This window comes from Streptomyces sp. 11x1 (assembly GCF_032598905.1).
Taxonomy (GTDB): Bacteria; Actinomycetota; Actinomycetes; order Streptomycetales; family Streptomycetaceae; genus Streptomyces.
This window is the reverse complement of record NZ_CP122458.1, coordinates 7,259,260-7,284,859: the sequence shown is the minus strand read 5'-3', so window position 1 is coordinate 7,284,859 and position 25,600 is coordinate 7,259,260. Positions and strand designations below refer to the sequence as shown.

Sequence of the window (25,600 nt, the reverse complement as noted above, 5' to 3'; positions counted from 1 at the left end):
GAGCATGCTGCTTCCTCGCTGGCCGCGTCCCCATGTGGCGGTGCCCCTCACACTGGGTTCCTCTCTCCGGCAGTACCGGGGACGGGCGCATCGTGGCAGAGCCGTTCCATCCGCAGCATCGGGGCGGGCGCGGGCAGGCTGTCCAGCGCGGAAGGCACAGGTTCATGCGCCGCGATTTCGGCATCGACCATGAGACGGGCCAGCTCAGGGGCGCGGACTGTCGGGCGCCATCCGAGGACCCGCTCGGCTTTCGTGGCATCACCGACCAGGTCGTCGACCTCGGTGGGCCTCAGATAGCGGTCATCGAAACGGACGTGGTCGCGCCAGTCGAGACCGACATGGGCGAAGCAGTGTTCGACGAAGTCGCGCACGCTGTGGCTGGCGCCGGTGGCGACCACATAGTCATCCGGTTGCGCCTGTTGCAGCATCAGCCACATCGCCTCGACGTACTCGGCCGCGTACCCCCAGTCCCGTCGGGCGTCGAGATTGCCGAGGTAGACGACGTCCTGCAGGCCCGCCTTGATACGTGCGGCGGCCATGGCCACCTTGCGCGTGACGAAGGTGGGGCCGCGGCGAGGGGACTCGTGGTTGAACAGGATGCCGTTGACCGCGTACATCCCGTACGCCTCACGGTAGTTGCGGGTCGCCCAGTAGGCGTAGACCTTGGCGACACCGTAGGGAGAGCGAGGGTGGAAGGGCGTGTCCTCGTGCTGAGGCGGCGGGGAGGCGCCGAACATCTCCGAGCTGGAGGCCTGGTAGAAACGGCAGGGAAGGCCCGTCGTCCTGATGGCCTCCAGCAACCGCGTCGTTCCGAGCGCAGTGCAGTCACCCGTGTACTCGGGTTCGTCGAAGGACACCCGTACATGCGACTGGGCGGCCAGATGGTAGACCTCGTCCGGCTGTAGCCGTTCCAGCAGCCCCGCCATCCTGGTTCCGTCCGTCAAGTCGCCGTAGTGCAGGAAGAGGCGCGCCTCGGGATCGTGCGGGTCCCGGTAGAGGTGGTCGATGCGTTGCGTGTTGAAGGTCGAGGCGCGACGGACGATTCCGTGCACCTCATAGCCCTTCTGCAGCAGCAGCTCCGCGAGGTAGGAGCCGTCCTGGCCGGTAATGCCGGTGATGAGCGCTTTCTTGACAGTCACTTGCACTCCTTGCCGAGGGATGACGCAGATGATCGGATCACGCAGCAGCCGGATTCGCCAATTCGCCGGGATAGCGCTTATTGCCATCTTTGTCCACCTCAAGGCATATACCTCTCATTTGTTCATTGGTGTCGTACGGTAAGGGCGGCACTCACTTGATCCGATCAGGGACGGACGTCTTGGACCTGCGCGACTACCTACGAGTCCTCTCTCGCCGCTGGCGTGCCATCACTGTGCTGGCCCTGCTCGGAACGGCGGTCGGTGCACTCATCACCTACACGGCGAACCCCGAGTACCGGGCCACCGCGAAGCTCTTCGTGTCCGTGCGGGAGGGGTCCGACACCCTCCAGCTCGCACAAGGAAATGTCTTCACCCAGGCTCGGGTCCGGTCGTACGCGGAGGTGGCGGCGAGTCCTCTGGTGTCCCGGCACGTCGTGGAGGCCCTGGATCTCGACATGACGCCGCATCAACTGAGCCGTCGCATCAGCGCGACCACGCAGCCTGACACGGTGCTGCTCCGGCTCACCGTCACGGACACCCGGCCGGAGCGGGCTGCCCGCATCAGCAACGCTGTGGCCAAGCGCTTCGCAGAGGTGGTCCGCGGCCTTGAGCGCCCGGAGGACGCGAGGACGTCCCCGGTGCGGCTGAGCATCACCCAACCGGCCTCCGTGCCCTCCGCTCCCTCTTCCCCGCGCCCGGCGGTGAACCTCGCCATCGGGCTGATGGCCGGGCTGGCCCTCGGGGCCGGATTCGCCGTGGCCAGGGAGTCGATGGATCGCTCGGTACGCGGCCTTCAGAGTCTCACCGAGCTCCTGGCCGGGTTCGGCGGCCCTCCCGTGCTCGGGAGCGTCGCGCACGACCCGCGGACCACCCGCCATCCCGTGGCATTGCTAGACGACTTGCACGGACTGCGCGCCGAGGGCTTCCGGCAGCTGCGCACCAGTCTGCGGTTTGTGGACGTGGACCAGCCGCCGAAGGTGATCGCGGTAACCAGCCCGCTGCCTCGTGAGGGGAAGACCAGTGTCGCGATCAACCTGGCCGCGGCGCTGGCCGAGACCGGTGCCTCGGTGTGCCTGGTCGACGCCGACCTGCGCCGGCCTTCCACGGCCCGCGTCCTGGGGCTGGTGCGGGACGCCGGGTTGACCACCGTGCTGATCGGCCAGGCCGAGGTGCACCAAGTGCTGCAGTCCGGGGGCTCCTTCTCGGTGCTGACCAGTGGCTCGGTGCCGCCCAATCCCACCGAGCTGCTGGGCAGCGACCAGTTGAAGGCCGTGCTGCGCGACCTCGCCGAGAAGTTCGACCATGTCGTGGTGGACACCGCGCCGGTGCTGCCGGTGGCGGACGCATCCGTGATCGCCACCGTCGTGGACGGCTACCTGGTGGTGGTGCGGGCTTCACGCACCAGCCGCGACCAGGTCGGCGCAGCTCTTCGCACACTGCAGCAGGTCGGTGCTTCCGTGCTCGGTACGGTCCTGAACATGACGTCGTCGAAGGAGGAGGGCAGCACGTATGGCTATGCGTACGAATACCGGCCGCAGCACCGGACAGCCGGCCTATTCTCCAAGCGACGCGGCAGCGGGCACATGCCGCCCGCCGGTGGCGCTCCGGCCCTGCCGACTCCAGGCGGAGAGCAGGATGCCCAGGCCACGGGCACGCAGGAGGCACTCGACGGCGAGCCTCACGCCATGACCGCCGACCGGAGCGCTCAGCGGTGAGCTCCCCCGCCTCAGCACCGTGCGGGTACGCTCACCGCCCCCTCGACCGCTCCGCGCGCGTATTCGTGGCCGGAAGCCGTGGACTCGTCGGTTCCGCGGTGTGCCGGCATCTGGAGCGGGAGGGCTTCACCGACGTGGTCGGCCCCGGCTCCGCCCAACTGGACCTGCGCGAGCGCCGTGCCGTCCTCGACTGGTTCGCGGCCACCCGGCCGGATGTGGTGGTGCTGGCCGCCGCCCGGGTGGGCGGGATCAAAGCGAATGCCACCCGTCCCACGGAGTTCCTCTCCGACAACCTGCGTATCCAGGTCAACGTGCTGGACGCGGCCCTGGAACAGGGGGTGGAGCGGTTGCTGTTCCTGGGCTCCAGCTGCGTCTATCCGAAATTCGCCGACCAGCCCATTCGAGAGGAGGCGTTGCTGACCGGTGCCTTGGAGCCGACCAACGACGCCTACGCCATCGCCAAGATCGCCGGGCTCCTGCACGTGCAGGCCGTGCGGCGGCAGCACGGTCTCCCCTGGATTTCCGCCATGCCGACCAACCTTTACGGCCCCGGCGACAACTTTCATCCCGAGCACTCCCATGTCCTGGCATCACTGATCCGGCGCTTCCACGAGGCCCGAACGGCAGGGGCACGGCAAGTGGTGAACTGGGGTACCGGAACACCTCGCCGGGAGTTCCTGCACGTGGATGATCTGGCTCGGGCATGCCTGTACCTGCTGGAGCACTACGACGCGGACGGATCGGTGAATGTCGGCACCGGCACGGACCTGACGATCCGGGAGGCCGCCGAACTGGTGGCAGAGGTCGTCGGCTACCAGGGGGCCATCGAGTGGGACGCGGCCCTGCCGGACGGCACCCCACGCAAGGTCCTTGACGTCTCCCGGATCACCACTCTGGGATGGGCCCCGCGTATCGGCCTGCGGGAGGGGATCGCCGAAGCGTACGCCTGGTACGTGGAACACCGAGCGTCCGCCGCCCTGTGACACTCCGCGCCGCTCCGCGCACGAACTCGGCACCGCACGGCCACGGCGCTGCCGGGAGGACCATCTCATGCGGTGCTGATCGACCAGTGCGAGTGCACGCTCGGCGTAGTCGGATCGCGGTGAGCACACCGTCGCTCACCTCCTACGAATACGAAGGATCCAGAGCCGTACGGCGTAGACGGCACCTCGCGCACTGCATAGGCGGGGCGGTGGCAGCACTTCTTTGTCGCGGGCAGCGCTGCTGCCTACTACGCCAACACCGGCCAGGCAGCGCCACGGCCCCGCGCTGAGTCTGGCACATCGTTCACGCTCCCCGGCACGGACAGCAACGCCCAGGACCCAGAGCCGAGCACACCCGCCGAGCACCGCACGGACGTCACGACCGACACAGCCCCGGGTTCGACGTACTTCGCTGGTTCTGTGGTTCGTCACGGCGACCCGACAGGCGCCCCGCCGCCTCCGGAGTCCTCGAAGCGCACACGCCCAGCTGGCTGGCGACCGGTCGTAGCTCCGGACCCTGGTGGGGGAGCAGCAGGGTGTTCGGGCTTACGCCGAGTGCCGCAACGAGGGCGGTCAGGTCGTCGACGTCGACACGCCGGACGTTCTTCGGCGGCTCAGCGCCGGCCGATCACCATAACCGCGACAGTAACTGCCCATGCGCAGGACGGCCCCTGGCACACAGCCGGAGGCCCTCTCGCCTTCTGCTCCCGCCAGGCCGCGCCCGAACCGGGCGGCTGGACCGTGAACGTGGCGGGTTCCCGCTTCGGGTGAGCATCGGGCGAGCAAGCAATCTTGAAGGACGCAAGAAGGCCCCCGCAGGAGCAAGGGCCTTGACGTTTCCGCTGGTCACTGAAAAGGCGCTCGGCTGGGGTTACTCAGCCGAGCGCCTTGCATCGGCGGCGTTGAGTTCAGCGGTGACATGGGCGCGGGCCGGCCGGCGTTCCCGGACCGGGGCCTTCGCGGTGATGGTGCTCGCCGCGTGGCGGGCCGCGTCCGTGGAGGGCGGCAGGTCAGTCCGACGCGCGTGCGTGCGACTCCCGGTCACTACTTCTGGCGAGCGTCTCGGGACGCAGAGCGCGCCGGAGTTCGTCGGCGGCGAGCAGTTCCCGTGCCAGGACCACGTCGGCCACGGGCAGGTTTCTGTCCAGTGCCTCCTGTGCGACGGCACTGGCCTGCGCGTAGCCGATGACGGGGCTGAGGGCGGTGACGATCCCGATGGTGTTGAGCACGACCGCGCGCAGGTGCTCGCGATTGGCGGTGATGCCGTTCACGCAGCGGTCGGCCAGCGTCAGGCATCCGGCCTCCAGCTGACCGAGACTTTCGAACAGGCAGTGGGCGATGACCGGTTCGAAGGCGTTGAGCTGGAGCTGGCCCGCTTCAGCGGCCATGGTGATGGTGATGTCATTGCCGATGGCCTTGAAGGCGATCTGGTTGACGACCTCGGGGATCACCGGGTTGACCTTGCCGGGCATGATGCTGGAGCCGGCCTGTACGGCGGGGAGGTTGATCTCGCCGAGGCCTGCGCGGGGCCCGGAGGACAGCAGACGCAGGTCGTTGCAGGTCTTGGAGAGCTTGACGGCGATGCGCTTGAGCACCCCGGAGAGCTGGACGAACGCTCCGGCGTCCTGGGTGGCCTCCACCAGGTCGGCGGCGGTGGACAGGGGCACGCCGGTGATGGTGCTGAGGTGTGCGCAGGCCAGTGCCGCGTAGCGGGGGTGGGAGTTGAGGCCGGTACCGATGGCCGTACCTCCGAGGTTGATCTCCCGGATCAGGGTGGTCGCCTCGGCCAGGCGCTGTTCGTCCTCGGCCAGCATCACCGCGTACGCGCCGAACTCCTGGCCGAGGGTCATGGGTATCGCGTCCTGGAGTTGCGTGCGGCCGGTCTTGACGACGTCGGCGAACTCGTCGGCCTTGGCCCGGAAGGCTTGCCGCAGGGTGGCCATGGCCTGTTGGAGACGGTGAGTGCCTGCCTGCAGGGCCACCTTGACCGCCGTCGGGTATGCGTCGTTGGTGCTCTGCCCGGCGTTCACGTCGTCGAGGGGGTGCAGGTGGTGGTAGTCGCCGCGGTTGTGACCGAGAAGTTCCAGGGCCCTGTTGGCTATGACCTCGTTCGCGTTCATGTTGGTGGAGGTGCCCGCGCCACCCTGGATGACGTCCACGACGAACTGGTCGTGGAGCTCGCCGGAGCGGATCTCCTCGCAGGCGGCGACGATGGCCTCGGCCTTGTCGGCGTCCAGGAGCCCCAGGTCGCGGTTGGCCAGCGCCGCCGCCTGCTTGACGGCCGCCAGCCCGTTGACCAGGTCGCCGTGGGTGGAGATACGGGTGCCGGTGATGGGGAAGTTGTGCACCGCCCGGAGGGTGTGGATGCCGAAGTAGGCGTATCGGGGCACCGGAAGGTCGCCGAGGAGGTCGTGTTCGTAGCGGAACTGCTCGTCCATGAAGGGTTGTACTCCTGATCTGGGCGGATCACCGCTGGTCCTGCCACCGGCTTCGGGACAGGCCGGCTTCGGGACAGGCCTGTGGCGTGGCGGCTGAGTCGGGACCCGCGCCCCGTGGCCCGGTGGGCTGCGGTGGGTCCCGGGATTCCGCGCCCGCGCCGGTGTCAGAGCTGTTTGGCGAGCGCGCTGTCCACGGCAGCGGACGGCGGTGCGGCCGTGCCCTTGCCGGGCTCGCGCGTCACCTTTCTGCCCTTGCTGACCCGCCGCTGCAGCCAGTGCGCCAACGCGTCGAGCGCCGTGTTGATCGCGATGAATGTCGCCGCGACGAGCAGGGCAGCCGGGATCACGTTGGAGAAGTTGGCGGCGATGCCGTTCAGGCCACGGTCGACGAGTTCGTCGTAGCCGACGATGAATCCCAGGGCAGAGTCCTTCAGCAGGACGACGAACTGGCTGACGATGGCCGGCATCATGGCCACGATCGCCTGGGGCATCAGGACGAACACCATCGTCTGGCCCTTGCTCATGCCAAGCGCCCGTGCGGCCTCCGCCTGTCCCTTGGGAAGGCTGTTCACTCCGGCCCGGAGCGTCTCCGCGATGACCGACCCGTTGTAGAGGGTGAGGCCGAGGACCACGGCGGCGAACGGGGAGATGGTCGTTCCGGTGATCGCGAAGGAGCCGAAGAACGCGCAGAAGATGAGCAGCAGGAGGGGAACGGCCCGGAAGAACTCGACGACCGCTGCGGCGGGCACACGGATCCAAGCGTGTTCGGACATCCGAGCCGTCGCGAAGACCAGCCCGAAGGCGCCCGCGAGCACGATCCCCAGCCCTGCGGCCTTGAGAGTGCCTTCCAGGCCCGGCAGGATGAACGTCGTCCAGACGTCGGCGCGCAGCAGGGGCTGCCATTTCTCCGCCGCCCACTGGTCACGCTCGTCGAACCGCGCGTACACCACGTATCCGAGCCAGCCGAAGACGACGGTGATCACCGCCGCCAGCACCCGGTTGCGGATGATTCCCCGGCGGCCGGGGACCTCGTACAGATTCGAGTAGCCGCTCATCGGGCCACCGCCAGGCGACGCGAGAGCCAGCCGAACAGCAGGCCGGTCGGCAGGCACAGCACCACGAAGCCCGCCGCGAAGCCGAGGAAGATCTGGATCACTTGGTCGCCGTAGATTTCGATCATCTCCCGCATCCGGACGGAGGCTTCCGCCACCCCTGCCACGAGGGCGACGGTGGTGTTCTTGGTCAGCGCGATCAGAATGCTTCCGAGCGGCGGGATCACCGCCCGGAACGCCTGGGGCAGAACGACGGAGCCCAGAGTCCGACCGAACCCGAGCCCCACCGCCCGGGCCGCCTCCGCCTGCCCGACGGGGACGGTGTTGATGCCCGACCGCAGGGCCTCGCACACGAACGCCGACGTGTACGCGGTCAGGCCGAGGACGGCGAGCCAGTAGTTGTTGACGCTGATCTGTGCGGAGAACTCCACACCGAGATTGGCGCCCACGCCCAGGCTGGTGAACAGCAGGACCAGGGTGAGCGGGGTGTTGCGGGCCACCGTCACGTAGACCTGGGAGGCGGTGCGCAGCACCGGGAGGGGCGAGACGCGCATCCCCGTCAGTACGGTGCCGAGCACGAGTGAGCCGAGCGCGCTGACGGCGGTGAGCCGCAGGGTCATCCAGAACGCGGCGAGGATCGTCTCTCGCTCGGTGAACAGTGCGTCCATCAGTACCTTCAATCGGGGCGGGGCCGGGCGGTGCGGGTGAACCTGCTGCCCGGCGGCCCGCGGTTCGGCGTCGTCGTCAGTACCGCTCGAGGCGCGGGACAGTGAATCCGGAGGCGGGGAGGTTGGCGTTGAGCGCATCCCTCCAGGAGCCGTCGGAAGCCATCTTGGCCAGTGCGTCGTTGACGGCCTCCCGGCCCTTCTTGTCGTCCTTCTTCAGCCCGATGCCGTAGTTCTCCTCGCTGAAGGGCGAGTCGAGCACCCTCAACTCGCTGGGGTGCTGGGCCGCGTAGCCGTAGAGGATGGAGTTGTCGGTGGTGACCGCGTCCAACTGGCCGCTGAGCACCCGGTCCACGCATGCGGAGTAGGTCCGTTCCTCCTGGAGCTGCACCTCCTCGGCGTACTTGTCCTTGATCAGCTGCGCGGAGGTCGAGCCCGCGACCGAGCACAGCTTCTTGCCGTTGAGCGACTGCGGACCGGTGATGTCCTTGTTGCTCTTGCGGACCAGCAGGTCCTGGCCGGCGACCAGGTAGGGCCCGGCGAAGGAGACCTTCTGCTTGCGGGCGTCGTTGATGGAGTAGGTGGCGACGACCATGTCGACCTGGCCCTGCTGGAGGAACGCCTCCCTGTTGGCCGACACGGCCTCCTTGAAGGTGATGTCCTTCTCGTCGACTCCGAGCTCCTTGGCGATGTACTTGGCGACGTCGATGTCGAAGCCGGTGAAGGTCCCGTTCGGGGTGCGCAGGCCGAGCCCGGGCTGATCGGCCTTCACGCCGATGACGAGCTTCTTGTCCTTCGCGGCCCGGTCGACGACGGACGATCCGGTGTCGTCGCCGCCGTTTCCGCAGGCGCCGACGCTCAGTACGACGATCACGGCGGTGAGAGCGACGCTGATCAGTCTCTTGGACATGCTGAATCCTTCGATGGCAGACGGGAAGAGGTTCTGGATGTGCGGGTGCGCCCGGTCCTTGGACGGCCGGCGGGTCCAGGTGTCAGTGGGTGAGGATCTTGGCGAGGAACGACTGGGCGCGTTCGCTGCGCGGGTGGTCGAAGAACTCGTGGGGGGTGTTCTCCTCGACGATCTGGCCGTCGGCCATGAACACGACGCGATCGGCGGCCCGGCGGGCGAAGCCCATCTCGTGCGTCACCACGACCATCGTCATGCCGTCCCGGGCGAGGGCCGTCATCACGTCCAGTACCTCGTTGACCATCTCGGGGTCGAGGGCGGAGGTCGGCTCGTCGAAGAGGATCACCTTCGGGTCCATGGCCAGGGCCCGGGCGATGGCCACCCGCTGCTGCTGTCCTCCGGACAGCTGGGCCGGGTACTTGTGGGCCTGGGCCCCGATACCGACCCGGTCGAGGAGTTCGTGGGCGCGCTGCTCGGCGGCCCTCCGGTTCTGCTTCAGCACCTTGACCGGGGCGAGAATGACGTTGTCCAGGACGGTCTTGTGGGCGAAGAGGTTGAAGCTCTGGAAGACCATGCCGACCTCGGCGCGCAGTCGTGCGAGCTGCCTGCCTTCGGAGGGCAACGGCGTTCCGTCGACGGTGATGGTGCCGGAATCGATCGTCTCCAGCCGGTTGATGGTGCGGCAGAGCGTGGACTTGCCGGACCCGGAGGGACCGATCAGCACGACGACCTCACCGCGGCTCACGGCCAGGTCGATGTCCTTCAGCACATGCAGGTGCCCGTAGTGCTTGTTGACCTTGTCGAGCACCACCAGGTGGGTACCCGGCACCGCCCGCTGATGCGTCGCGGACATAACCTCGGTCATGGGAACACGTCCCTCCCTTCCTCGGATTCGCCGGCCGCAGTGCCGTTCTCGGCGGCGATGGCGTCACCGTAGGAGGAGCGCACTGCCGCGAAGGGCTTGTGCGCTTTGTGCTCAGCGGGACGGTGAGGAAATGGGGGGTGAGGAGGGGGACAGGGACGGCTTGGCCGTCTTCGCGGACACGTTCATCACGCCGATGGTGTCCCGGAATGCCTCGTCCCATCGGCCGTCGCTCACGTACTGCTGGATCAGCCCGTTGAGATAGTCGTGGAACTGGGTGTCGCCCCGGCGCACACCGATGGCGTACGGCTCCCTGCCGAACGGCCTGCCGACGAGTCGGACCGTGTCCGGATACTGGCTCATCAGGCCCAGCAGGATGGACTCGTCCGTGCTGATCGCGTCGATCCGCCCGTCGACCAGCGCCGACATGCACTCACTGTAGGTGTCGACGATCACCAGTCGGGCGCGCGAGACCTCGCCCCGCAACCGCTGCGCGGACGTGGAGCCCGCTGCCGTGCACACCTCCCGGCCGGCGAGGTCGGCGAGGTCACGGATGCCCCGTTCATCGCTGCGGACCAGCACGTCCTGCCTGGAGTAGTAGTACGGGTCGGTGAAGTCCACCAGCTTGCGGCGCTCTTCGCTGATCGAGTACGTCGCCACCACGATGTCCACGACACCACGGCGGAGGAAGTCCTCGCGGTTGCGCGGCATGGTCTCGATGAACCGGATGCTGCCCTCGCTGCCGGTGAGGTCCTTCGCCACCATGCGGGCGATCTCCGCGTCGAATCCGGTGATCCGCCCGGTCGAGGGATCTTTGAACCCGAAGAGCGGATGGTCGAACTTGATGCCGACGGTGAACACGCTCCGGTCCTCGATGCGGGCCATGGTCGAGCCCTCGGGGAACCGTGGCCCGGAGTCCGGCCCTGGTAGGCCGCAGGCGCCGAGCACCAGACAGGTCAGCGCGGCCAGTATCGAGCGGCGGGAGGTCATGAATCGCAGAAGCGGTAGCGGTGCTGCGGCCGCCCCGACGACCCGTAGCGCAGGTTCGCCACGACGTCCCCCCGGTCGGTGAGGTACTCGAGATAACGCCTGGCGGTGGCCCTGCTGATACCGACCGCCTCGGCGGTCTCGTGCGCCGACAGGTCCCGTCCCGCGGCGGCCAGCGCGTCGAGCACCACCTGCTCGGTGGCGGGCGAGATTCCGGTGGGACGGACCACCGCGTCGAGGTGCAGGGAACGGAAGACGCGGTCGATCGCGCGCTGCTCCACCATCTGGCCGCTGGCCGACAGATGGGCCGACGCTGCCGCGTATCTGAGGAGGGTCTGCTCCACGGTGCCCGTCCGGGCGGGCTTGATCAGGTAGTAGAGGGCGCCGCGCTGCATCGCCGCCTGTACGGCGGCGGACTCCCTCCTGCCCGAGATCACGATGACGTCCGTGGGCGGGTAGTCGGGACGCCGAAGCTGGTGGGCCACGTCCAGGCCGGGTATGTCGGGCAGGTGCAGATCAAGGAGCACCAGGCGCGGTGCGAACCGGCGCGTGGCGGCCAGCGCCTCGCGTCCGGTGTGGGCGACGGCCACGACCCGGAACCCGGAGATCCGATTGACCTGCGCCCGTAGGGCAGTGGTGACGACAGGGTCGTCGTCCACAATGAGAAGGGTTATCTCCTTCGACGCCATCGCCACGCTCCTCGTTTCGGCGACCGTCCAGACGACCCCATAGATTCCCAATCAACGCGGTGTCCCTCGGCATTTTGTGCATTGTGCTCACCGCATATGTCTCTTTCAACCGCTCAACCTACTATTTTTCCTTCCGGCAACCACTCTGTACTGCGGCGGCATCTCGATGACTCGTCTGTTCACTTGGAGGTGAGCGCACTGGGAGGGCGACTCTCCAGGACCGGACGGCGTTTCCGGTGGTCACCGCGCCGCGGTGACAGCGACCGGGGATGGTTGTTCGCGGTGGCCGCGCTGTGGGCCCTGCTCGGCTTGCTGCCGCTCGGGCTGCTGACCTCGACGAGCGTGACGCTGTCCGACCAGGCTGTCCGCAGCGAGGTTCGGGACCGGGTGGAGACGACCGCCGCGGTGAGCCGGGTGGTCGTGGAGCAGCAGATGGGCACGCTGAGGCAGCTCGTCAGCGCCTACGCCCAGCGGCCCGAGATACGCTCCTTGGTCACCTCGGGCAACCGGGCGGACGCGGCCGGTCTGCCCGACGCGCTGGCGGAACTGGCCCGGATGCGGCCCGGGATCAGCGGAGTGATCATGGCCGCGCCCGACGGCCGGCTGATCGACGCCCAGCCCTCGCTCAAGCTGTTCCAGGACGTCAGCGGAACTGACTGGTACCGCGCGGTGCGCAACGACATGCAGCCGTACGTGTCGCAGGCGTACACCCCCACCATGCGGGGCGTCTCCCGTGCCGTGGCCGTCGCGGCGCCGATCCCGGGCGAGGACGGCCATGAACTGATGGGCATCCTGACCGCCGTCTATAGCCTGGACGCGATCCAGGCGTACGCTTCGGAGGCCGCCGAGGCGCAAGGGATCCGGTTGCTGATCACGGACCGGGCCGGGGTTCTGGTGGCGGACCCGGCGGGCCGGCTGTTCGCACTCACCTCCCTGCGGGAGGACGCGCGGGTGGACGCGGCACTGGCAGGCCGCAGGGTTTTCACCAACTGGCGCGGTTACGAGGGGCCGGTGCTCTCGGCCTCCGAGCCCATCCCCGGCATCGGCTGGACGGTCACCGCCGAGGTGCCCGCCGCCGAGGCACTGGCCTCCGCGGCGCATCTGCGCAACCGGGTGCTGTTCATAGCCGCCCTGCTCACCGCCTTGATCCTGGCCGGGCTCGGCTTCCAGATCCACACCAGTCGTAGCCGTCGACGGGCGCAACGGACCCTGGCGCGGTACGCGGACGCGCTCGCCACGGCGCGGGACGAGGCGGTGTGGGCCTCGGCCGCCAAGTCCGAGTTCTTGGCCAAGGTCAGCCACGAGATCCGCACACCGATCAACGGCGTACTGGGTATGAACACCCTCCTCCTCGACACCCGCATGGACGACGAGCAGCGGCACTACGCGAGCACCGTGCAGGAATCCGCACAGAACCTGCTCCGCCTGCTGGACGACTTCCTCGATCTGTCGAAGGTCGAGGCGGGCCATCTGAGGATCGAGAAGGTGGCCTTCGACCTGCCCCGGCTGTGCGACGAGGTCGTGGCCCTGTTCGCCCCGCACGCCTACCGGCAGGGGCTGTGGCTGGCGCTCCACCTGGCCGAGGACCTCCCTCAGCACGTGGTCGGCGATCCCGTCCGGCTCCGGCAGGTGCTGAGCAACATCCTCGGCAACGCCATGAAGTTCACCGTCCAGGGCGGGATCGACCTGGAGGTCACCCTGGAACCCGACCGCGATCAAGGTGGCCCGTCCACCGTTGACCCGGCGACCTTGCGGTTCACCGTCCGCGACACCGGCATCGGCGTCGGCCCCGAGGATCGGGACCGGGTCTTCGAGACCTTCCGTCGGCTCGACTCCCCCATCACTCGCCGCACCGGCGGCAGCGGACTGGGGCTTGCCATCAGCCGGCAGCTGGTCGAGCTCATGGGCGGCAGGATCGGGCTGGACAGCGTGAAGGGCGTCGGCAGCCGTTTCTGGGTGACGCTGCCCATGGACGTCCTCGCCCGGACCGCCCCCGCCCACGAGGAACTGAACGGTCGCCGCGTCCTCATCGCCGACGCGGACGAGGAGAACCGGGAGCTGGCGCGCCGCATTCTGTCCGGAGCCGGTCTGGTGGTGGAAGAGACGGCGGACGCTGCCGCAGCCACAGCCGCACTGCGGGCCGCGGCAGCCGATCAGTCGCCGTTCGACCTGGCCGTCATCGATCTCCACATGTCACTCGCCGGAAACGGCACGCGTCCGGCCCGGCCTGATGACGGCGAGAACGGGTCGCTCGCCGACGCCGTCCTCGCCGATCCCGCGCTCCACGCGACCAACGTCATCGTGCTGATCACTCCGGGACGCACCGGTGCCGCATGGCCTGCCGCTTCCCGGACCAAGGACCGGATCGTCCAGTCGGTGACCCTGCCACTGAGCCGGCGCCGTCTGCTGGCGGCGGCGCAGAACGCGCTCGGCACGGCGGGAGCCCCCGAGCCCCCGGCGCTGCTTCCCCACCAGTACGACGGCGGAGCACAAGATCATGTCGGCGTCGCGGCACGCCCGGTCCGTGTCCTCGTCGTCGAGGACGACGACGTCAGTTCCCAGGTCGCACGGCTCGTCCTGCAGAAAGCGGGCCACCATGTCGACGTGGTCGACGACGGGCAACGTGCGGTTCGAGCCGTGCTCCGCGACCGGTACGACCTCGTCCTCATGGACTGCCAACTGCCGGGACTCGACGGCCTCGCCGCGACGGCCGAGATCAGGCGGCGCCGGGCCGGATCCGAGCGCGTCCCGATCATCGCCATGACGGCGGCGGCCATGCCGGACGACCGGACCCGGTGCATCGAGGCAGGCATGGACGACCACCTCACCAAACCGGTGGACTGGACGCAGGTGCTCACCCGCATCGCCGTCTGGACGGCGGCGGAACCGCCCACCGAATCCGTAGCACCGAACACCTCGTACATACCGGCGGAGCTCGACGGCCTGTCCGCCGACGACATCGCGGACATCGCGGACGCGTTCGCGGCCTCGACCCCCGAGGTCCTCAACCGGCTGCGGGAGGCGCTGGAGACCGGGGACTTCGATACGGCGCGCCTGTTGGCGCACCGTCTCAAAGGCAGTTGCGCGACCGTGGGAGCCACCCGCGCGGCGGAACTCTGCCAGGACCTCGAGGCCGCTGCCGACGCGCGGCGGCCGTGGACGGCTCGTGACGACGCTCCGCTCCCCGCGGTCCTGACGCGGTTGGCGGACGAGATGCGCCGGGCCACGCAGGAGTTGCGCAGTCGCTGCTGAAGATTGGTGTCCGCCCGCCGACGCCCAACCAACCCTGGATCGAGGGGGCGTGCCGGCATCTGGCGAAGGACCGGATGGACATCAGCGGTGCCCGCTGGGCCTGGCCGGGGCCGAGAGTGTCTCAGGCTCCGCACGGTGAGCAGCAACGGCGACTTCGAGGAGTACTGGAAGTATCACCCGCAGCGCGAGCACCTGCGGGTCAGGCCATCCGTTACCGCGACAGCCTCGCACTCGTGGCCTGATCACCGTCCCTCAAACAGAGATCTCTACACGTCTGCCACCGCAGGCCGTCCTCGGCGAGATCCTCGCCGGCGTCCACAAGATCAGGGGTCAAGGCTCGTCGAGGTCGAGACCGTGTTGCTGGACCACGTCGGGTACGTCGGCCACCCAAGCGGGAGATCGCCATCCCCCACCGGCACCGTGCCACCGCAGGTCCGCCGCTGATCGGCATCACGGGACAATCGCGGACACGACGGCACCGACTCTTTTCGCACGCTCGCGCCGACTCCGCACCCTCCGGGATGCCGCCGCAGCGCCGTTGCATCCATGCGTCTCCCCCGCGGGAAGTCACGGCCCGCTACCGGCGTCTGCGCGCACTCGAAGAAGCCCGTGAACTGGCGGCCGACGGCGCTCTCGACATGAATCTGCTGTTGGACAAGCGCGCGTACCGTCCCATGAGCACGGGCTCGGCAACCGAGGACCGCGTCACCGGAGCGGACGAGTGACCGTCGCCGACTACCTCATCGACACCTCCGCCCTCGCCCGCGTCCTGCTCCGCCGGAACACGGCCGAATGGGACGACAGGATCGGCGCCGGCCTCGTCGCGATCTGCGACCTCACCGAACTGGAAGTCCTCTACTCGGCTCGTTCGACCACAGACCGCGCCCGCCTGAAGGCGGCACTCGATGCCCACTACATCGGCTGCCCCATGCCGGACGGCGTCTACCGCCGCTCCCGCATCGTCCAGGAACAACTGACCGCCAAGGGAGAACACCGTAGCGCGGGCCCCGTCGACCTCCTGGTGGCCGCAGCCGCGGAAGAGGCGGGACTCACCCTCCTCCACTACGACCGCGACTTCGAAACCGTCGCCCGCACGACAGGGCAGCCGGTCCGCACGATCGACCTCAGACAGTAGAGCTCGCGCGGTGCCGACGGGCACCGCGCTTCTGACCGACCCGGCCGCCCGGCGGTCAGTCCGCGGCGGCCTGGGCCGTCTCCCGACACCCAGAGGTCACCTGGCGACACCACTTCCGGATCCTCGTGTCCAGCCAGCGTCCAGAATCCGGCGTCCAGACGCTCGCACAGCCCGCCCGAGACGCCATCCTCCAGCCACAGGCCTATACGTCTGCGCAGGTCTGAGTGATCCCAACGCACTCTGAAGGCCGCGGAGTTGAACTCACGAGCAGCGGATTCAGCCCCGTGGTTCGGCGTTCCGCCCGACTGTCCTCGCCGACGGTCTCGGAGGCGTCCACCGACTCACTGTCGATGACTCCCGCACTAGGCTGGGCTCGGCGCCTCGGCCTGAGCGTTCCCTCGCCGTGCGGCGCAGGCGTTCGTAGGACAGGGGCGGAGACGACAGTGATGCACCGGACGACGGGCTATGCCCGGCAGCCTGACCTGCGTCCTCAATTCGTCCTCACGGCCGCCGCACGGAAGATCGCCCGCGCGGCAGGCCCGGGAGACACTGTTCCCGTCACTCGCCCGAAAGGGGCGTGCGGTGGCCCCGGGATGCGCGGAAGACCCGATGGAGACCCGATGGAACGACGCCAGCTGGAATACTTCATCGCCGTGGTCGAGCACGGCGGATTCACAGCCGCGGCCGTCGCGCTCCATGTCGCGCAGCCCTCGCTGTCGCATGCGATCCGTTCCCTGGAGCGCGAATTCGGAGGAAGCCTGTTTCACCGTCTCCCGCAGGGTGTCGCCCTCACGGCGGCGGGTGAGGCGCTGGTCCGGCCGGCCCAGCAGGTCCTGCGCGACCTGTCCACGGCCAGTTCCCTGGTCCGGGAGGTCCTCGGGCTCAGCGGCGGCCGACTCGACATCGTTTCGCAGACGACCCTTTCCGTCGACCCCCTGGCCGACATGCTGGGGCGCTTCCACCGCGCGCATCCGAAGGTCTCCGTGCGCGTGGTCGACCCGGAGCGGGGTCCTGCCGTGGCGCAGATGGTCGCGGCCGGGCAGTGCGAACTCGGGCTGGTGGACGCCTCGGTGACCACGGGGGACCTGAACGGGATCGACCTGCCGGAGCAGGAGATGCACATCGTGCTGCCCGCGGATCACCCGCATCGTGCGGGCGACACCATCACCTCGCGTGAGCTGGCCGCACTGGACCTGATCGTGACACCGCCGGGCACCGAGACCCGGGCGGCGGTGGACGACGTGTGCACCGCGCTGGGCGTCGCACCGCGGATCGCGGTGGAGACCGCGCACCGCGCGATGATCGTGCCGCTGGTCCTCTCCGGCGTCGGCGCCGCCCTGCTGCCTGCCTCCATGGCCCGGGACGCCGCGCTGCGCGGGGCCCGGATGCTGTCCCACAGTCCGCGGCTGCTGCGTCACGGGCGGCTGGTCTGGCGGTCGGGCCCGCTGTCCCCCGCCGCCCAGGCGTTCGTGGACCTGGCCTCCTCACCCGCCGAGAACTGAAATCCCCTGCGGGTATAGAAATTTTCTATCGCCCTCATTCAAAACCGGTTCGCTCAAATCCAAGGCCTCTTGTTGACCGGTCTCGGCCGCGACTGACACTTTGACTGCGTCGCAGGCCAGGGCGCTACGGGCCGCTGAGTCCGGCTGCATTACACCCGTGATTCGGCCGCGACAAGAGGGTGTGACATTTTCCCGCCGGGCACCGAATCGGAGAAATACATGACTGGGTTCGACGCCGGACGGCACATACTTCCGCGGCCCGACACCCGCCGGCCGCTGACGACCGCGATGGACGTCCACGACCAGGAGACCGCCTTCACCCCCATCGGCCCGGTCCCTCCGCCCGAGGGCGCACCGAACGTGGTGATCGTGCTCGTGGACGACCTCGGGTTCGGCACCTCCAGCGCGTTCGGCGGACCGTGCGAGATGCCGGCCGCGGACCGGCTCGCGGCGGGCGGGCTGCGCTACACCCGCTTTCACGTGACCGCCCTGTGCTCGCCGACCCGGCAGGCCCTGCTGACCGGGCGCAACCACCACTCGGTCGGCATGGGCGGCACCACCGAGATGACCACCGCGGCCCCCGGCTACAACGGGTTCAGGCCGCGCAGCGCGGCGACGATGGCCCAGATCCTGCAGGGCAACGGCTACAGCACGGCCGCCTTCGGCAAATGGCACCAGACCCCGCCGCGGGAGATCAGCGCGGTCGGGCCGTTCGACCGCTGGCCCACCGGTGAGGGATTCGACACCTTCTACGGGTTCATGGGCGCCGAGATGAACCACTGGTACCCGCTGCTGTACCAGGGCACCACCCCCATCGAGCCGGACCGCCGCCCCGAGGACGGCTACCACCTGTCCGAGGACCTCGTCGACCACGCCATCGACTGGGTGCGCACCCAGCGCACGCTGACCCCGGACCGGCCGTTCTTCACCTACCTCGCGCTGGGTGCCGCACACGCGCCGCTGCACGTCGACCGCGCCTGGCAGGAGAAGTACCGCGGACGGTTCGACCACGGCTGGGACCGCCAGCGCGAGCTGACCTTGCGGTGCCAGAGGGAACTCGGCGTCGTACCCCCGGAGACGGAACTCGCGCGCTGGGCCGAGGGCGTTCCCCACTGGGACGAACTCACTGACAACCAGCGCCGGCTGTCGGCGAGGTTCATGGAGACGTTCGCCGCCTTCACCGAGCACGCCGACGCACAGGTCGGCAGGTTCGTCGACGCGCTGGCGGAACTCGGCGCGCTGGACAACACCCTTTTCCTCTACATCCTCGGCGACAACGGCGCATCGGGCGAGGGCGGCATCGAGGGGACGATCGTCGAGCACCGGCTGGGGCACGGCGTGGTGGACGACCCGGACGAGATGATCGGCCACATCGACGAGATCGGCGGCCCGCTCAGCTACCCGATCGCCCCGGCGGGATGGGCGCTGGCGCTGAACACCCCCTACCAGTGGACCAAGCAGGTCGCCTCGCACTTCGGCGGCACCCGGGACGGCATGATCCTGCACTGGCCGCGCGGGGTTGCCGAGCGCGGGGGGCTGCGTCACCAGTTCTCGCATGTGATCGACGTCCTGCCGACGATCCTGGACTGCGTGGGTATCCCGGCGCCGTTCAGCGTGGACGGGGTGCCGCAGCAGCCCATCGAGGGCACGAGCATGCAGCGCACGCTCGCCGACCCCGAGGCGCCCGAGCACCGCCGTACCCAGTACTTCGAGATGTGCGGCAACCGGGGCATTTACCACGACGGCTGGATGGCGGTCACCCGGCACGGCATCCCCTGGGAGATGGTGCCGGACAAGGGCCGGAGGTTCGCCGACGACGTCTGGGAGCTGTACGACCTCGGCACCGACTGGAGCCAGGCGCACGACCTCGCCGCCGAACACCCCCAGAAGCTGCGCCGGCTGCAGGACCTGTTCCTGATCGAGGCGGCGAAGTACCAGGTCTTCCCCCTGGACGACCGGGTCACCGAGCGGGAGAACCCGGCCGTGGCCGGCCGTATCGATCTGCTCGGCGACCGCACCTCCGTCACCTACCGCGCGGGGATGCGGCGGTTCACCGAGGAGACCACCCTCAACGTCAAGAACCGCTCGCACAGCATCACGGCCGACGTCGAGCTGCCGGAGACAGCGGCCGAGGGCGTGATCATCGCTCAGGGCGGCCGGTTCGGCGGTTGGTCCCTGTACTTCACCGAGGGCAGGCCCGCCTATGCCTACAACTACTTCGGCATGAGCCTGTACACCGTGCGCGGCGGCGAGCCGCTGGCGCCGGGACGGCACGAGATCCGGCTCCGGTTCGACTACGACGGCGGAGGACTCGGCAAGGGCGGCACGGCCGTACTCCTGGTGGATGGGGAGAAGCTCGCGACCGGACGGATCGAGCTGACCATCCCGTACTACTTCTCCTTCGACGAGACACTCGACGTCGGGGTGGACCTGAGCACACCGGTGACAGACGACTACCCGGTACTCGACAACGAGTTCACGGGGACCATCCACACGGTGCGCATCGATCTGGACGACGCCCGGAGCACCGAGTCGTCCGAGTTCGACGGCGGACTACACCGGCGCGTCATGGGGGCACAGTGAACTGCTGCGCGCCGTCCGGCGGCCGGAACGCGGACCGGGCGGCGCCCCCGCCGTCCGCCGTCCGCCGGGCAACATCCGAAGGCATGGTGGCCGTCCCCGCCTGCCAGTTCCTCATGGGCAGCCAGGACGCGCTCTCCTACCCGGCCGACGGGGAAGGCCCGGTGCGCACGGTGGACGTCGACGCCTTCTGGATCGACGCCTGCACGGTGTCCAACGCCCGGTTCGCGCGCTTCGCCGCCGACACCGGCTACCGCACCTCCGCCGAGCGCATCGGCTGGTCGTTCGTCTTCGCCGGGCTGCTCCCGGACGACTTCCCGCCCACCCGAGCAGTGGCGGCCGCGCCCTGGTGGCGACAGGTCGAGGGCGCCGACTGGCGCCATCCCGACGGGCCGCACTCCACCTGGGAGGACCGGGCGGATCATCCGGTCGTCCACGTCGACTGGGACGACGCCCGCGCCTACTGCGCCTGGGCCGGCAAACGCCTGCCCACCGAGGCGGAATGGGAACGCGCCGCCCGAGGAGGGCTGCACGCGAAGGTGTTCCCGTGGGGCGACGAGTTCGAGCCGGGCGGCCGTCCCCGGATGAACGTGTGGCAGGGCGACTTCCCGAACCGGCACCCGACGGCCGACGGCTGGTACGGCACCTGTCCGGTCGACGCCTACGAGCCCAACGGCTTCGGTCTGTACAACGTCACCGGCAACGTCTGGGAGTGGTGCGAGGACCCGTTCCTCCCCTCCCCCGGCGCTGGGCAGCGCGTCGCCAAGGGCGGCTCCTACCTCTGCCACGCCTCCTACTGCCGCCGCTACCGGGTCGCCGCGCGGCAGGGCCTCTTCCCTGACTCGGCCACCGGCAACCTGGGTTTCCGGTGCGCCCTGGACATGACGTGACCCCTTTCGACTCCCTCACTCGGACAACGGCGCGATACACCCGGTGCACCACAAGGAGCAGGATCATGGCGAAGCGAGCAAGGCAGTGGCGTTCCGGCGCGGCGGGGATGGCCGTACTCGGTCTCACCCTGACCGCCTGCGGCGGGGCGAAGATCGGCGACGACTCCGCCGCGGCGGACGGGGGCCCCGGCAAGTGCGGCACCTTCAACCTCGCGGTCAACCCGTGGGTGGGCTACGAGGCGAACGCGGCGGTCGTCGCCCATGTCGCGGAGAGGGAACTCGGCTGCAAGATCGTCAAGAAGGACCTGAAGGCGGAGATCGGCTGGCAGGGGTTCGAGACGGGCGAGGTCGACGCCATCCTGGAGAACTGGGGCCACGACGACCTGAAGAAGAAATACATCACGGAGCAGAAGACCGCCATCAACCTCGGCCCGACCGGCAACAAGGGAATCATCGGCTGGTACATCCCCCCGTGGATCGCGGAGAAGTACCCGGACATCACCGACTGGAAGAACCTCAACAAGTACGCGTCGAAGTTCAAGACCTCCGAATCGGGCAGCAAGGGCCAGCTCCTCGACGGCGACCCGTCGTACCAGACCAACGACGAATCCCTGGTGAAGAACCTGAAGCTGGACTTCAAGGTGGTGTACGCGGGCAGCGAGACCGCGCTCATCCAGGCCTTCCGGGACGCCGAGCAGAACAAGAAGTGGGTGATCGGCTACTTCTACGAGCCGCAGTGGTTCTTCTCGGAGGTGCCGCTGGTCCACATCGACCTGCCCAAGCACACGGCAGGCTGCGACGCGGACCCGGCGAAGGTCGCCTGCGACTATCCCGTGTTCGACCTCGACAAGATCGTCAGCACCCGGTTCGCGAAGTCCGGCAGCCCGGCCTACGACCTGGTGAAGAACTTCACGTGGACCAACGACGACCAGAACACCGTCGCCAGGTACATCGCGCTCGACAAGATGACCCCCGAGGCGGCGGCGAAGAAGTGGGTCGAGGCGAACCCCGACAAGGTCAAGGCCTGGCTCGGCTAGGGCCGGTCGGAAGTAGTGGCCCCGTCCCTCCCCTGGGTGTCCCCGCCGTACGGGTGTGGACACCCCGGGGAAGGTCAGTGTTCGAAGTACCAGGTGACGCACGGCTCTGCGGGACCCCGTTCACCGTTGGTCACGCGGACCGGATGAGAGATCCATCCGTGGCCGCGTCCTCGCTGTGCGCCGCGACACCACCATCGGCGATGACCTGCGTCAGTGGCTCAAGCGCAAGAAGAGGCTGGCTCGTACAACCCACCAGGCGTACAAGGAGCACATCGACCTGTACCTCCAGCCTCAACCTGGCCACATCAAGCGGCGTGACTTGAAGCTGCGCCACATCGAGGCCATGTACGACGCGATCGAGCGGGAGAACGCTGAGCGGCTCATCCATCAAGCCAAGGTGGCCGAACTGGAGGAAGCCCGCGACGCCGCCTACAGGGCCGGGGTACAGGCCTCAGGGAAGAAGGAAGAGCGCCGTGTCACACGCCGCGTGTACCTGGATGCGAACGCCGCCCTCCGCGAAGGCCGCAAGGGCAAGAGGAAGATCACCAGTGCCGCGACGATGCACCGCATCAACGCCACCCTCAGCTCGTTCCTCGGGAGCGGGATCAAGCGGGGCGAGTACTCGACCAACTGGGCCGCTCTCGTCGAGCTCCCCGCGGCCAAGCGCGCCAAGCCGTTGGTACGGACTCCGGAACGGGTCGAAGAATGGAAGCGGACAGGTGAGAAGCCTGGTCCGGTCATGGTCTGGGCTCCGGAGCAGACCGGCGCGTTCCTCGACTTCGTGAGCGACGACCGACTGTATGCACTCTGGCACACCTTCATCTTCCTGGGATACGGCTCCCCGTTCTCCTGGGTGAAGACCAGGTTCGAATCAACCCACGCCTTCTCGCCGGACCACTGCTCGCGCTCTTGTGCCTGCTTCGCCTCACCGCGCCGTCACCCAGACTGGATCAGTCGGCGGTTCAAGCGCCTGGTGGGAATCCACGATCTCGATGGTGCCGCGGTCCCAGCAGGAAGATCACGGACTGGGCAAGCAGCCCCTGCCCGAGGATGACGGCGAGGCCATGCAGAGCGGCGCCGAGGCCGAAGACGGGGGCCAGACGAGGGACTGCGTCCCGCCACGTGACCCTCGGCCTCAATTCTGCCTCGTGATCACGAAACCATGATCGCGAAGGGCCGCCAAGATCATTGCCGGCCGCAACCTCGCAGCAGGTTGCGGCCGACGCTCGTTGTGGCCTTGACGTGCGGGGAACGCGATCAGGCCCAGGGGCCGACCGTTGTGAAGGAACTGTCGGCGCGGAAGGTGGCGTTGTCCTGGAAGGGGTCGACGCGCAGCTCGTAGTTGTAGTGGCGGAGGTAGCGGCCGGGGTAGTTGTACGACTCCAGGCCGACCGAGCCGGTGGCCGAACCCGGCCGGGCGCAGTAGGTGGCGTCCTTGTTGAAGAGCGCCGTGCCGTTGCTCGCATCGAAGCGGATGCGGAGGTCCTTGTGGCGCAGGTAGCGACCGGACGCGTCACGGAACGAGTAGCAACTGCCGTCGGCCAGGCCGGGGACGACGGTGAAGGTGGCGCTCTGCTTGACCGCCGTGGTGCTGGAGGACGTCACCGGGTCGAGGTAGCCGAGGCTGTCCGACCGCACGACGGCGTAGCGGCCGGGGAAGTTGACCGACCGGAGCGAGCGGCTGGTGTTGGTCGGCAGGGTGGTGCCGCCGGAGACCGGGTCGATGCTGCCCAGGGTGGGGACGACCTTCTTGATCAGGCCGTCGGCGTCGAACTCCATCCTGTCGATGGTGGTTTCGCGGTGGGTGCCGTCACCGCCGGGGATGGCGAAGCGGTGGTAGGCGATGTACCAGTCGTCGGTGCCCGGCACCTGCACCACGGAGTGGTGGCCGGGGCCCTTTATCCCGAGCGAGAGGTCCTTCTCCAGGATCACGCCCCGCTTGGTCCAGGGGCCGGTGGGCGAGGAGCCTGTGGCGTAGGCCACGCGGTAGTTCTCGTCGCGGGTGTCGTTCTCCGACCACATGAAGTAGTAGGTGCCCTTGCGCTTGACGACGAAGGAGCCCTCTCTGTAGCCGCTGGGGGTGATGTTGGTGACCTTCGAGGCGTCGAAGGAGACCATGTCGTCGTTCAGGGGGACGACGTACGCCTGGCCGTTGGCCCAGTAGAGGTACGACTGGCCGTTGTCGTCGGTGAAGACCGCCGGGTCGATCATCTGGCCCGAGTAGGCGCCGCGGGCGATCAACGGCTTGCCCAGGGGGTCCGTGAACGAGCCGGTGGGCGAGTCGGAGACCGCGACACCGATGTTCCCGTCGGCGGAGTAGTAGAAGTAGTACTTCCCGTTCTTCGAGGTCATCGTCGGGGCCCAGGCCCGGCTGTTGGTCCAGCTGATGTCAGGACCGAGGTCGAGGATGACGCCGTGGTCCTGCCAGTGGACCAGGTCCTTGGAGGAGTACGCCTTGAACTGCGTACCGCTCCAGTTCGCGAAGCCGTCGGTGGTCGGGTAGATGTAGTAGGTGTCGCCGAACCGGACGATGTTCGGGTCGGCGGTGAGCCCGGGGAGGACCGGACTCTTCATGATCAGCGCATCGACCGTCCAGGTGCGCTTGGCGCCGTCGGAGCCGGTCACCTCGTACGTCACGGGCCTGGTGAAGTCGCGCGGGGTGCCGGAGGCGGGGCTGATGGACGCGCCCTGGACGAGGGTGAACTGCGGGGCGAGCGCGGTGAGGTCCGTGCCCTCCTTGACGGGCAGCGTGATCCTGCTGTTGGCGTCGTCGATAAGGGCGGCGATCTTCAGCGCGGGGTGGTTGGCCGCGGAGATGCCCGTGGTGTTCCCGCTCAGTTCGAGGACCTCGCCGGGCGCCAGCGCGCGGTTGTAGACCCGGAAGTCACGCATCCTGCCCTTGAAGAGCTTGTCAGCGCTGTAGAGCGACCTGCCGATGTGGTTGGCCGTGGTGATACCGGACCCGATGGAACCGGGGGTGACGGTGACCGACGTGTTGCGGGCCACCTCCACGCCGTTCTGGTAGAGGACGCCCGTGGTGCCGGTCTGGGTGTAGGTGATGTGTTTCCAGACCGAGCGCGGCAACGCGGCGGAGGTCCGGGTGTTCTGCTCGGTGGAGAAGCTCCCGGACGCGATGGCGGTCCGGAACGAGTCGCCGGTGGTGAACAGGTACCCGTTGCCACTTCCGTTGCTGGTGTTGCCGAAGCCGTAGAGGAAGTACGGCGTGGCCTGGGCGGGGTCGATCTGCACGTCCATCGAGACGGTGATCGAGTTCATGCCGCTCATGATGTTGTCCGGCACCTTGATGTAGGTGTCGGAGCCGTTGAACGTCAGCCCTTCCCCCGAACCCGACCAGCCCGCTGCGCCGTTGACGGTTCCGTTGCGGCCGTTGCCCGAGGCGTCCACTGCCACGGTGCCCGAGGTGGCGTCGAGTTTGTACCAGAGGGCCAGACCGTCGGTGATCTCCGCCGCCTGGGCCGGGACCGCCGGGCCGGCGACGCCGACCAGAAGCGAGACGGCGGCGGCCACGGCTGCCAGAGCGGCGGGCCGGGCTCTCCGGCGGCCCTGAGGTCTCACGCTGTGCATGGGTTCACATCCCGTGATGAAGACATGCCTGAGGAGGGGGCCCCGAGACCTCGGCCGAGGTGCTGACGTGCCGCCCGTATGACATCGCGCTGCGTGAGTTTGAAGTGAACCGCGAGTCAACGTCAATACTTACGAACAACGTCCGGCATGTCGAACAACTCCTTTCAGGGGCAAGGCCGTTC

19 protein-coding genes are annotated in these 25,600 nt (G+C 68.5%); 10 read left to right on the top strand and 9 right to left on the bottom strand.

What is annotated here, in order from left to right:
- Nucleotides 1-47 precede the first annotated feature (47 nt).
- Nucleotides 48-1,139 carry a GDP-mannose 4,6-dehydratase gene (gene gmd, locus P8T65_RS32030; protein ID WP_316728668.1) on the bottom strand — a complete coding sequence of 364 codons (1,092 nt, stop codon included), beginning with the start codon at nt 1,137-1,139 and terminating at the stop codon, nt 48-50.
- 179 nt (nt 1,140-1,318) lie between these two features.
- On the opposite strand from gmd, the gene P8T65_RS32025 reads away from it, so the two are divergent.
- Complete coding sequence (locus P8T65_RS32025) at nt 1,319-2,854, top strand: polysaccharide biosynthesis tyrosine autokinase (RefSeq protein WP_316728667.1); 1,536 nt, start codon at nt 1,319-1,321, stop codon at nt 2,852-2,854.
- Nucleotides 2,851-3,837 carry a GDP-L-fucose synthase gene (locus P8T65_RS32020; protein WP_316728666.1) on the top strand — a complete coding sequence of 329 codons (987 nt, stop codon included), beginning with the start codon at nt 2,851-2,853 and terminating at the stop codon, nt 3,835-3,837. Before P8T65_RS32025 ends, P8T65_RS32020 begins: the two co-directional genes overlap by 4 nt.
- Nucleotides 3,838-4,847: 1,010 nt before the next feature.
- Here P8T65_RS32020 and P8T65_RS32015 read toward each other — a convergent pair.
- The 7 genes from P8T65_RS32015 to P8T65_RS31985 all read right to left on the bottom strand — a co-directional run bounded on the left by P8T65_RS32015 (nt 4,848) and on the right by P8T65_RS31985 (nt 11,437).
- A complete protein-coding gene (locus tag P8T65_RS32015; protein WP_316728665.1) occupies nt 4,848-6,275 on the bottom strand; it encodes an aspartate ammonia-lyase in 1,428 nt (475 codons plus the stop codon).
- A 164-nt stretch (nt 6,276-6,439) separates the two neighbouring features.
- Nucleotides 6,440-7,330, bottom strand: a complete 891-nt coding sequence (locus P8T65_RS32010; RefSeq protein WP_316728663.1) for an amino acid ABC transporter permease — start codon at nt 7,328-7,330, stop codon at nt 6,440-6,442.
- Nucleotides 7,327-7,995 carry an amino acid ABC transporter permease gene (locus P8T65_RS32005; protein ID WP_316728662.1) on the bottom strand — a complete coding sequence of 223 codons (669 nt, stop codon included), beginning with the start codon at nt 7,993-7,995 and terminating at the stop codon, nt 7,327-7,329. Before P8T65_RS32005 ends, P8T65_RS32010 begins: the two co-directional genes overlap by 4 nt.
- A gap of 76 nt (nt 7,996-8,071) precedes the next feature.
- Nucleotides 8,072-8,902 carry a glutamate ABC transporter substrate-binding protein gene (locus tag P8T65_RS32000; RefSeq protein ID WP_316728661.1) on the bottom strand — a complete coding sequence of 277 codons (831 nt, stop codon included), beginning with the start codon at nt 8,900-8,902 and terminating at the stop codon, nt 8,072-8,074.
- Nucleotides 8,903-8,984: 82 nt separating this feature from the next.
- On the bottom strand, nt 8,985-9,764 hold the full coding sequence (locus P8T65_RS31995) for an amino acid ABC transporter ATP-binding protein (protein ID WP_316728660.1): 780 nt from the start codon (nt 9,762-9,764) through the stop codon (nt 8,985-8,987).
- A 111-nt stretch (nt 9,765-9,875) separates the two neighbouring features.
- Nucleotides 9,876-10,751 (bottom strand): glutamate ABC transporter substrate-binding protein, encoded by an 876-nt coding sequence (locus tag P8T65_RS31990; RefSeq protein WP_316728659.1) that lies wholly within the window; start codon nt 10,749-10,751, stop codon nt 9,876-9,878.
- Complete coding sequence (locus P8T65_RS31985) at nt 10,748-11,437, bottom strand: response regulator (RefSeq protein ID WP_316728658.1); 690 nt, start codon at nt 11,435-11,437, stop codon at nt 10,748-10,750. The genes P8T65_RS31990 and P8T65_RS31985 overlap by 4 nt, the downstream gene beginning before the upstream one ends.
- Before the next feature lie 282 nt (nt 11,438-11,719).
- Between P8T65_RS31985 and P8T65_RS31980 the strand changes: the two genes are divergently transcribed.
- The 8 genes from P8T65_RS31980 (at nt 11,720) to P8T65_RS31945 (ending at nt 22,887) form a co-directional block, all read left to right on the top strand.
- Complete coding sequence (locus P8T65_RS31980) at nt 11,720-14,689, top strand: response regulator (protein WP_316728657.1); 2,970 nt, start codon at nt 11,720-11,722, stop codon at nt 14,687-14,689.
- A gap of 521 nt (nt 14,690-15,210) precedes the next feature.
- Complete coding sequence (locus P8T65_RS31975) at nt 15,211-15,414, top strand: hypothetical protein (protein WP_316728656.1); 204 nt, start codon at nt 15,211-15,213, stop codon at nt 15,412-15,414.
- On the top strand, nt 15,411-15,824 hold the full coding sequence (locus P8T65_RS31970; protein WP_316728655.1) for a PIN domain nuclease: 414 nt from the start codon (nt 15,411-15,413) through the stop codon (nt 15,822-15,824). The genes P8T65_RS31975 and P8T65_RS31970 overlap by 4 nt, the downstream gene beginning before the upstream one ends.
- A gap of 620 nt (nt 15,825-16,444) precedes the next feature.
- Entirely contained in the window at nt 16,445-17,326 is an 882-nt protein-coding gene (locus P8T65_RS31965) for a LysR family transcriptional regulator (protein ID WP_316728654.1), read from the top strand.
- A gap of 219 nt (nt 17,327-17,545) precedes the next feature.
- Nucleotides 17,546-19,909, top strand: a complete 2,364-nt coding sequence (locus P8T65_RS31960) for an arylsulfatase (RefSeq protein WP_316728653.1) — start codon at nt 17,546-17,548, stop codon at nt 19,907-19,909.
- 83 nt (nt 19,910-19,992) lie between these two features.
- Nucleotides 19,993-20,796, top strand: a complete 804-nt coding sequence (locus tag P8T65_RS31955; protein ID WP_316728652.1) for a formylglycine-generating enzyme family protein — start codon at nt 19,993-19,995, stop codon at nt 20,794-20,796.
- 65 nt (nt 20,797-20,861) lie between these two features.
- The gene (locus P8T65_RS31950) at nt 20,862-21,833 is read left to right on the top strand and encodes an ABC transporter substrate-binding protein (protein WP_316728651.1); all 972 of its coding nucleotides are present in this window, start codon (nt 20,862-20,864) and stop codon (nt 21,831-21,833) included.
- Nucleotides 21,834-22,008: 175 nt separating this feature from the next.
- Nucleotides 22,009-22,887 (top strand): hypothetical protein, encoded by an 879-nt coding sequence (locus P8T65_RS31945; protein ID WP_316728650.1) that lies wholly within the window; start codon nt 22,009-22,011, stop codon nt 22,885-22,887.
- Between the two features lie 203 nt (nt 22,888-23,090).
- Here the strand turns inward: P8T65_RS31945 and P8T65_RS31940 are convergent, their stop codons facing one another.
- A complete protein-coding gene (locus P8T65_RS31940) occupies nt 23,091-25,409 on the bottom strand; it encodes a family 43 glycosylhydrolase (protein WP_399103288.1) in 2,319 nt (772 codons plus the stop codon).
- Between the last annotated feature and the right edge of the window lie 191 nt (nt 25,410-25,600).

What these genes read in the sequence shown, in the direction of transcription:
- P8T65_RS32015 (WP_316728665.1), bottom strand. Translation starts at nt 6,275, where the DNA reads ATGGACGAGCAGTTCCGCTACGAACACGACCTCCTCGGCGACCTTCCG.
- P8T65_RS32010 (WP_316728663.1), bottom strand. Translation starts at nt 7,330, where the DNA reads ATGAGCGGCTACTCGAATCTGTACGAGGTCCCCGGCCGCCGGGGAATC.
- P8T65_RS32005 (WP_316728662.1), bottom strand. Translation starts at nt 7,995, where the DNA reads ATGGACGCACTGTTCACCGAGCGAGAGACGATCCTCGCCGCGTTCTGG.
- P8T65_RS32000 (WP_316728661.1), bottom strand. Translation starts at nt 8,902, where the DNA reads ATGTCCAAGAGACTGATCAGCGTCGCTCTCACCGCCGTGATCGTCGTA.
- P8T65_RS31995 (WP_316728660.1), bottom strand. Translation starts at nt 9,764, where the DNA reads ATGACCGAGGTTATGTCCGCGACGCATCAGCGGGCGGTGCCGGGTACC.
- P8T65_RS31990 (WP_316728659.1), bottom strand. Translation starts at nt 10,751, where the DNA reads ATGACCTCCCGCCGCTCGATACTGGCCGCGCTGACCTGTCTGGTGCTC.
- P8T65_RS31985 (WP_316728658.1), bottom strand. Translation starts at nt 11,437, where the DNA reads ATGGCGTCGAAGGAGATAACCCTTCTCATTGTGGACGACGACCCTGTC.
- P8T65_RS31975 (WP_316728656.1), top strand. Translation starts at nt 15,211, where the DNA reads ATGCCGCCGCAGCGCCGTTGCATCCATGCGTCTCCCCCGCGGGAAGTC.
- P8T65_RS31965 (WP_316728654.1), top strand. Translation starts at nt 16,445, where the DNA reads ATGGAACGACGCCAGCTGGAATACTTCATCGCCGTGGTCGAGCACGGC.
- P8T65_RS31960 (WP_316728653.1), top strand. Translation starts at nt 17,546, where the DNA reads ATGACTGGGTTCGACGCCGGACGGCACATACTTCCGCGGCCCGACACC.
- P8T65_RS31955 (WP_316728652.1), top strand. Translation starts at nt 19,993, where the DNA reads ATGGTGGCCGTCCCCGCCTGCCAGTTCCTCATGGGCAGCCAGGACGCG.
- P8T65_RS31950 (WP_316728651.1), top strand. Translation starts at nt 20,862, where the DNA reads ATGGCGAAGCGAGCAAGGCAGTGGCGTTCCGGCGCGGCGGGGATGGCC.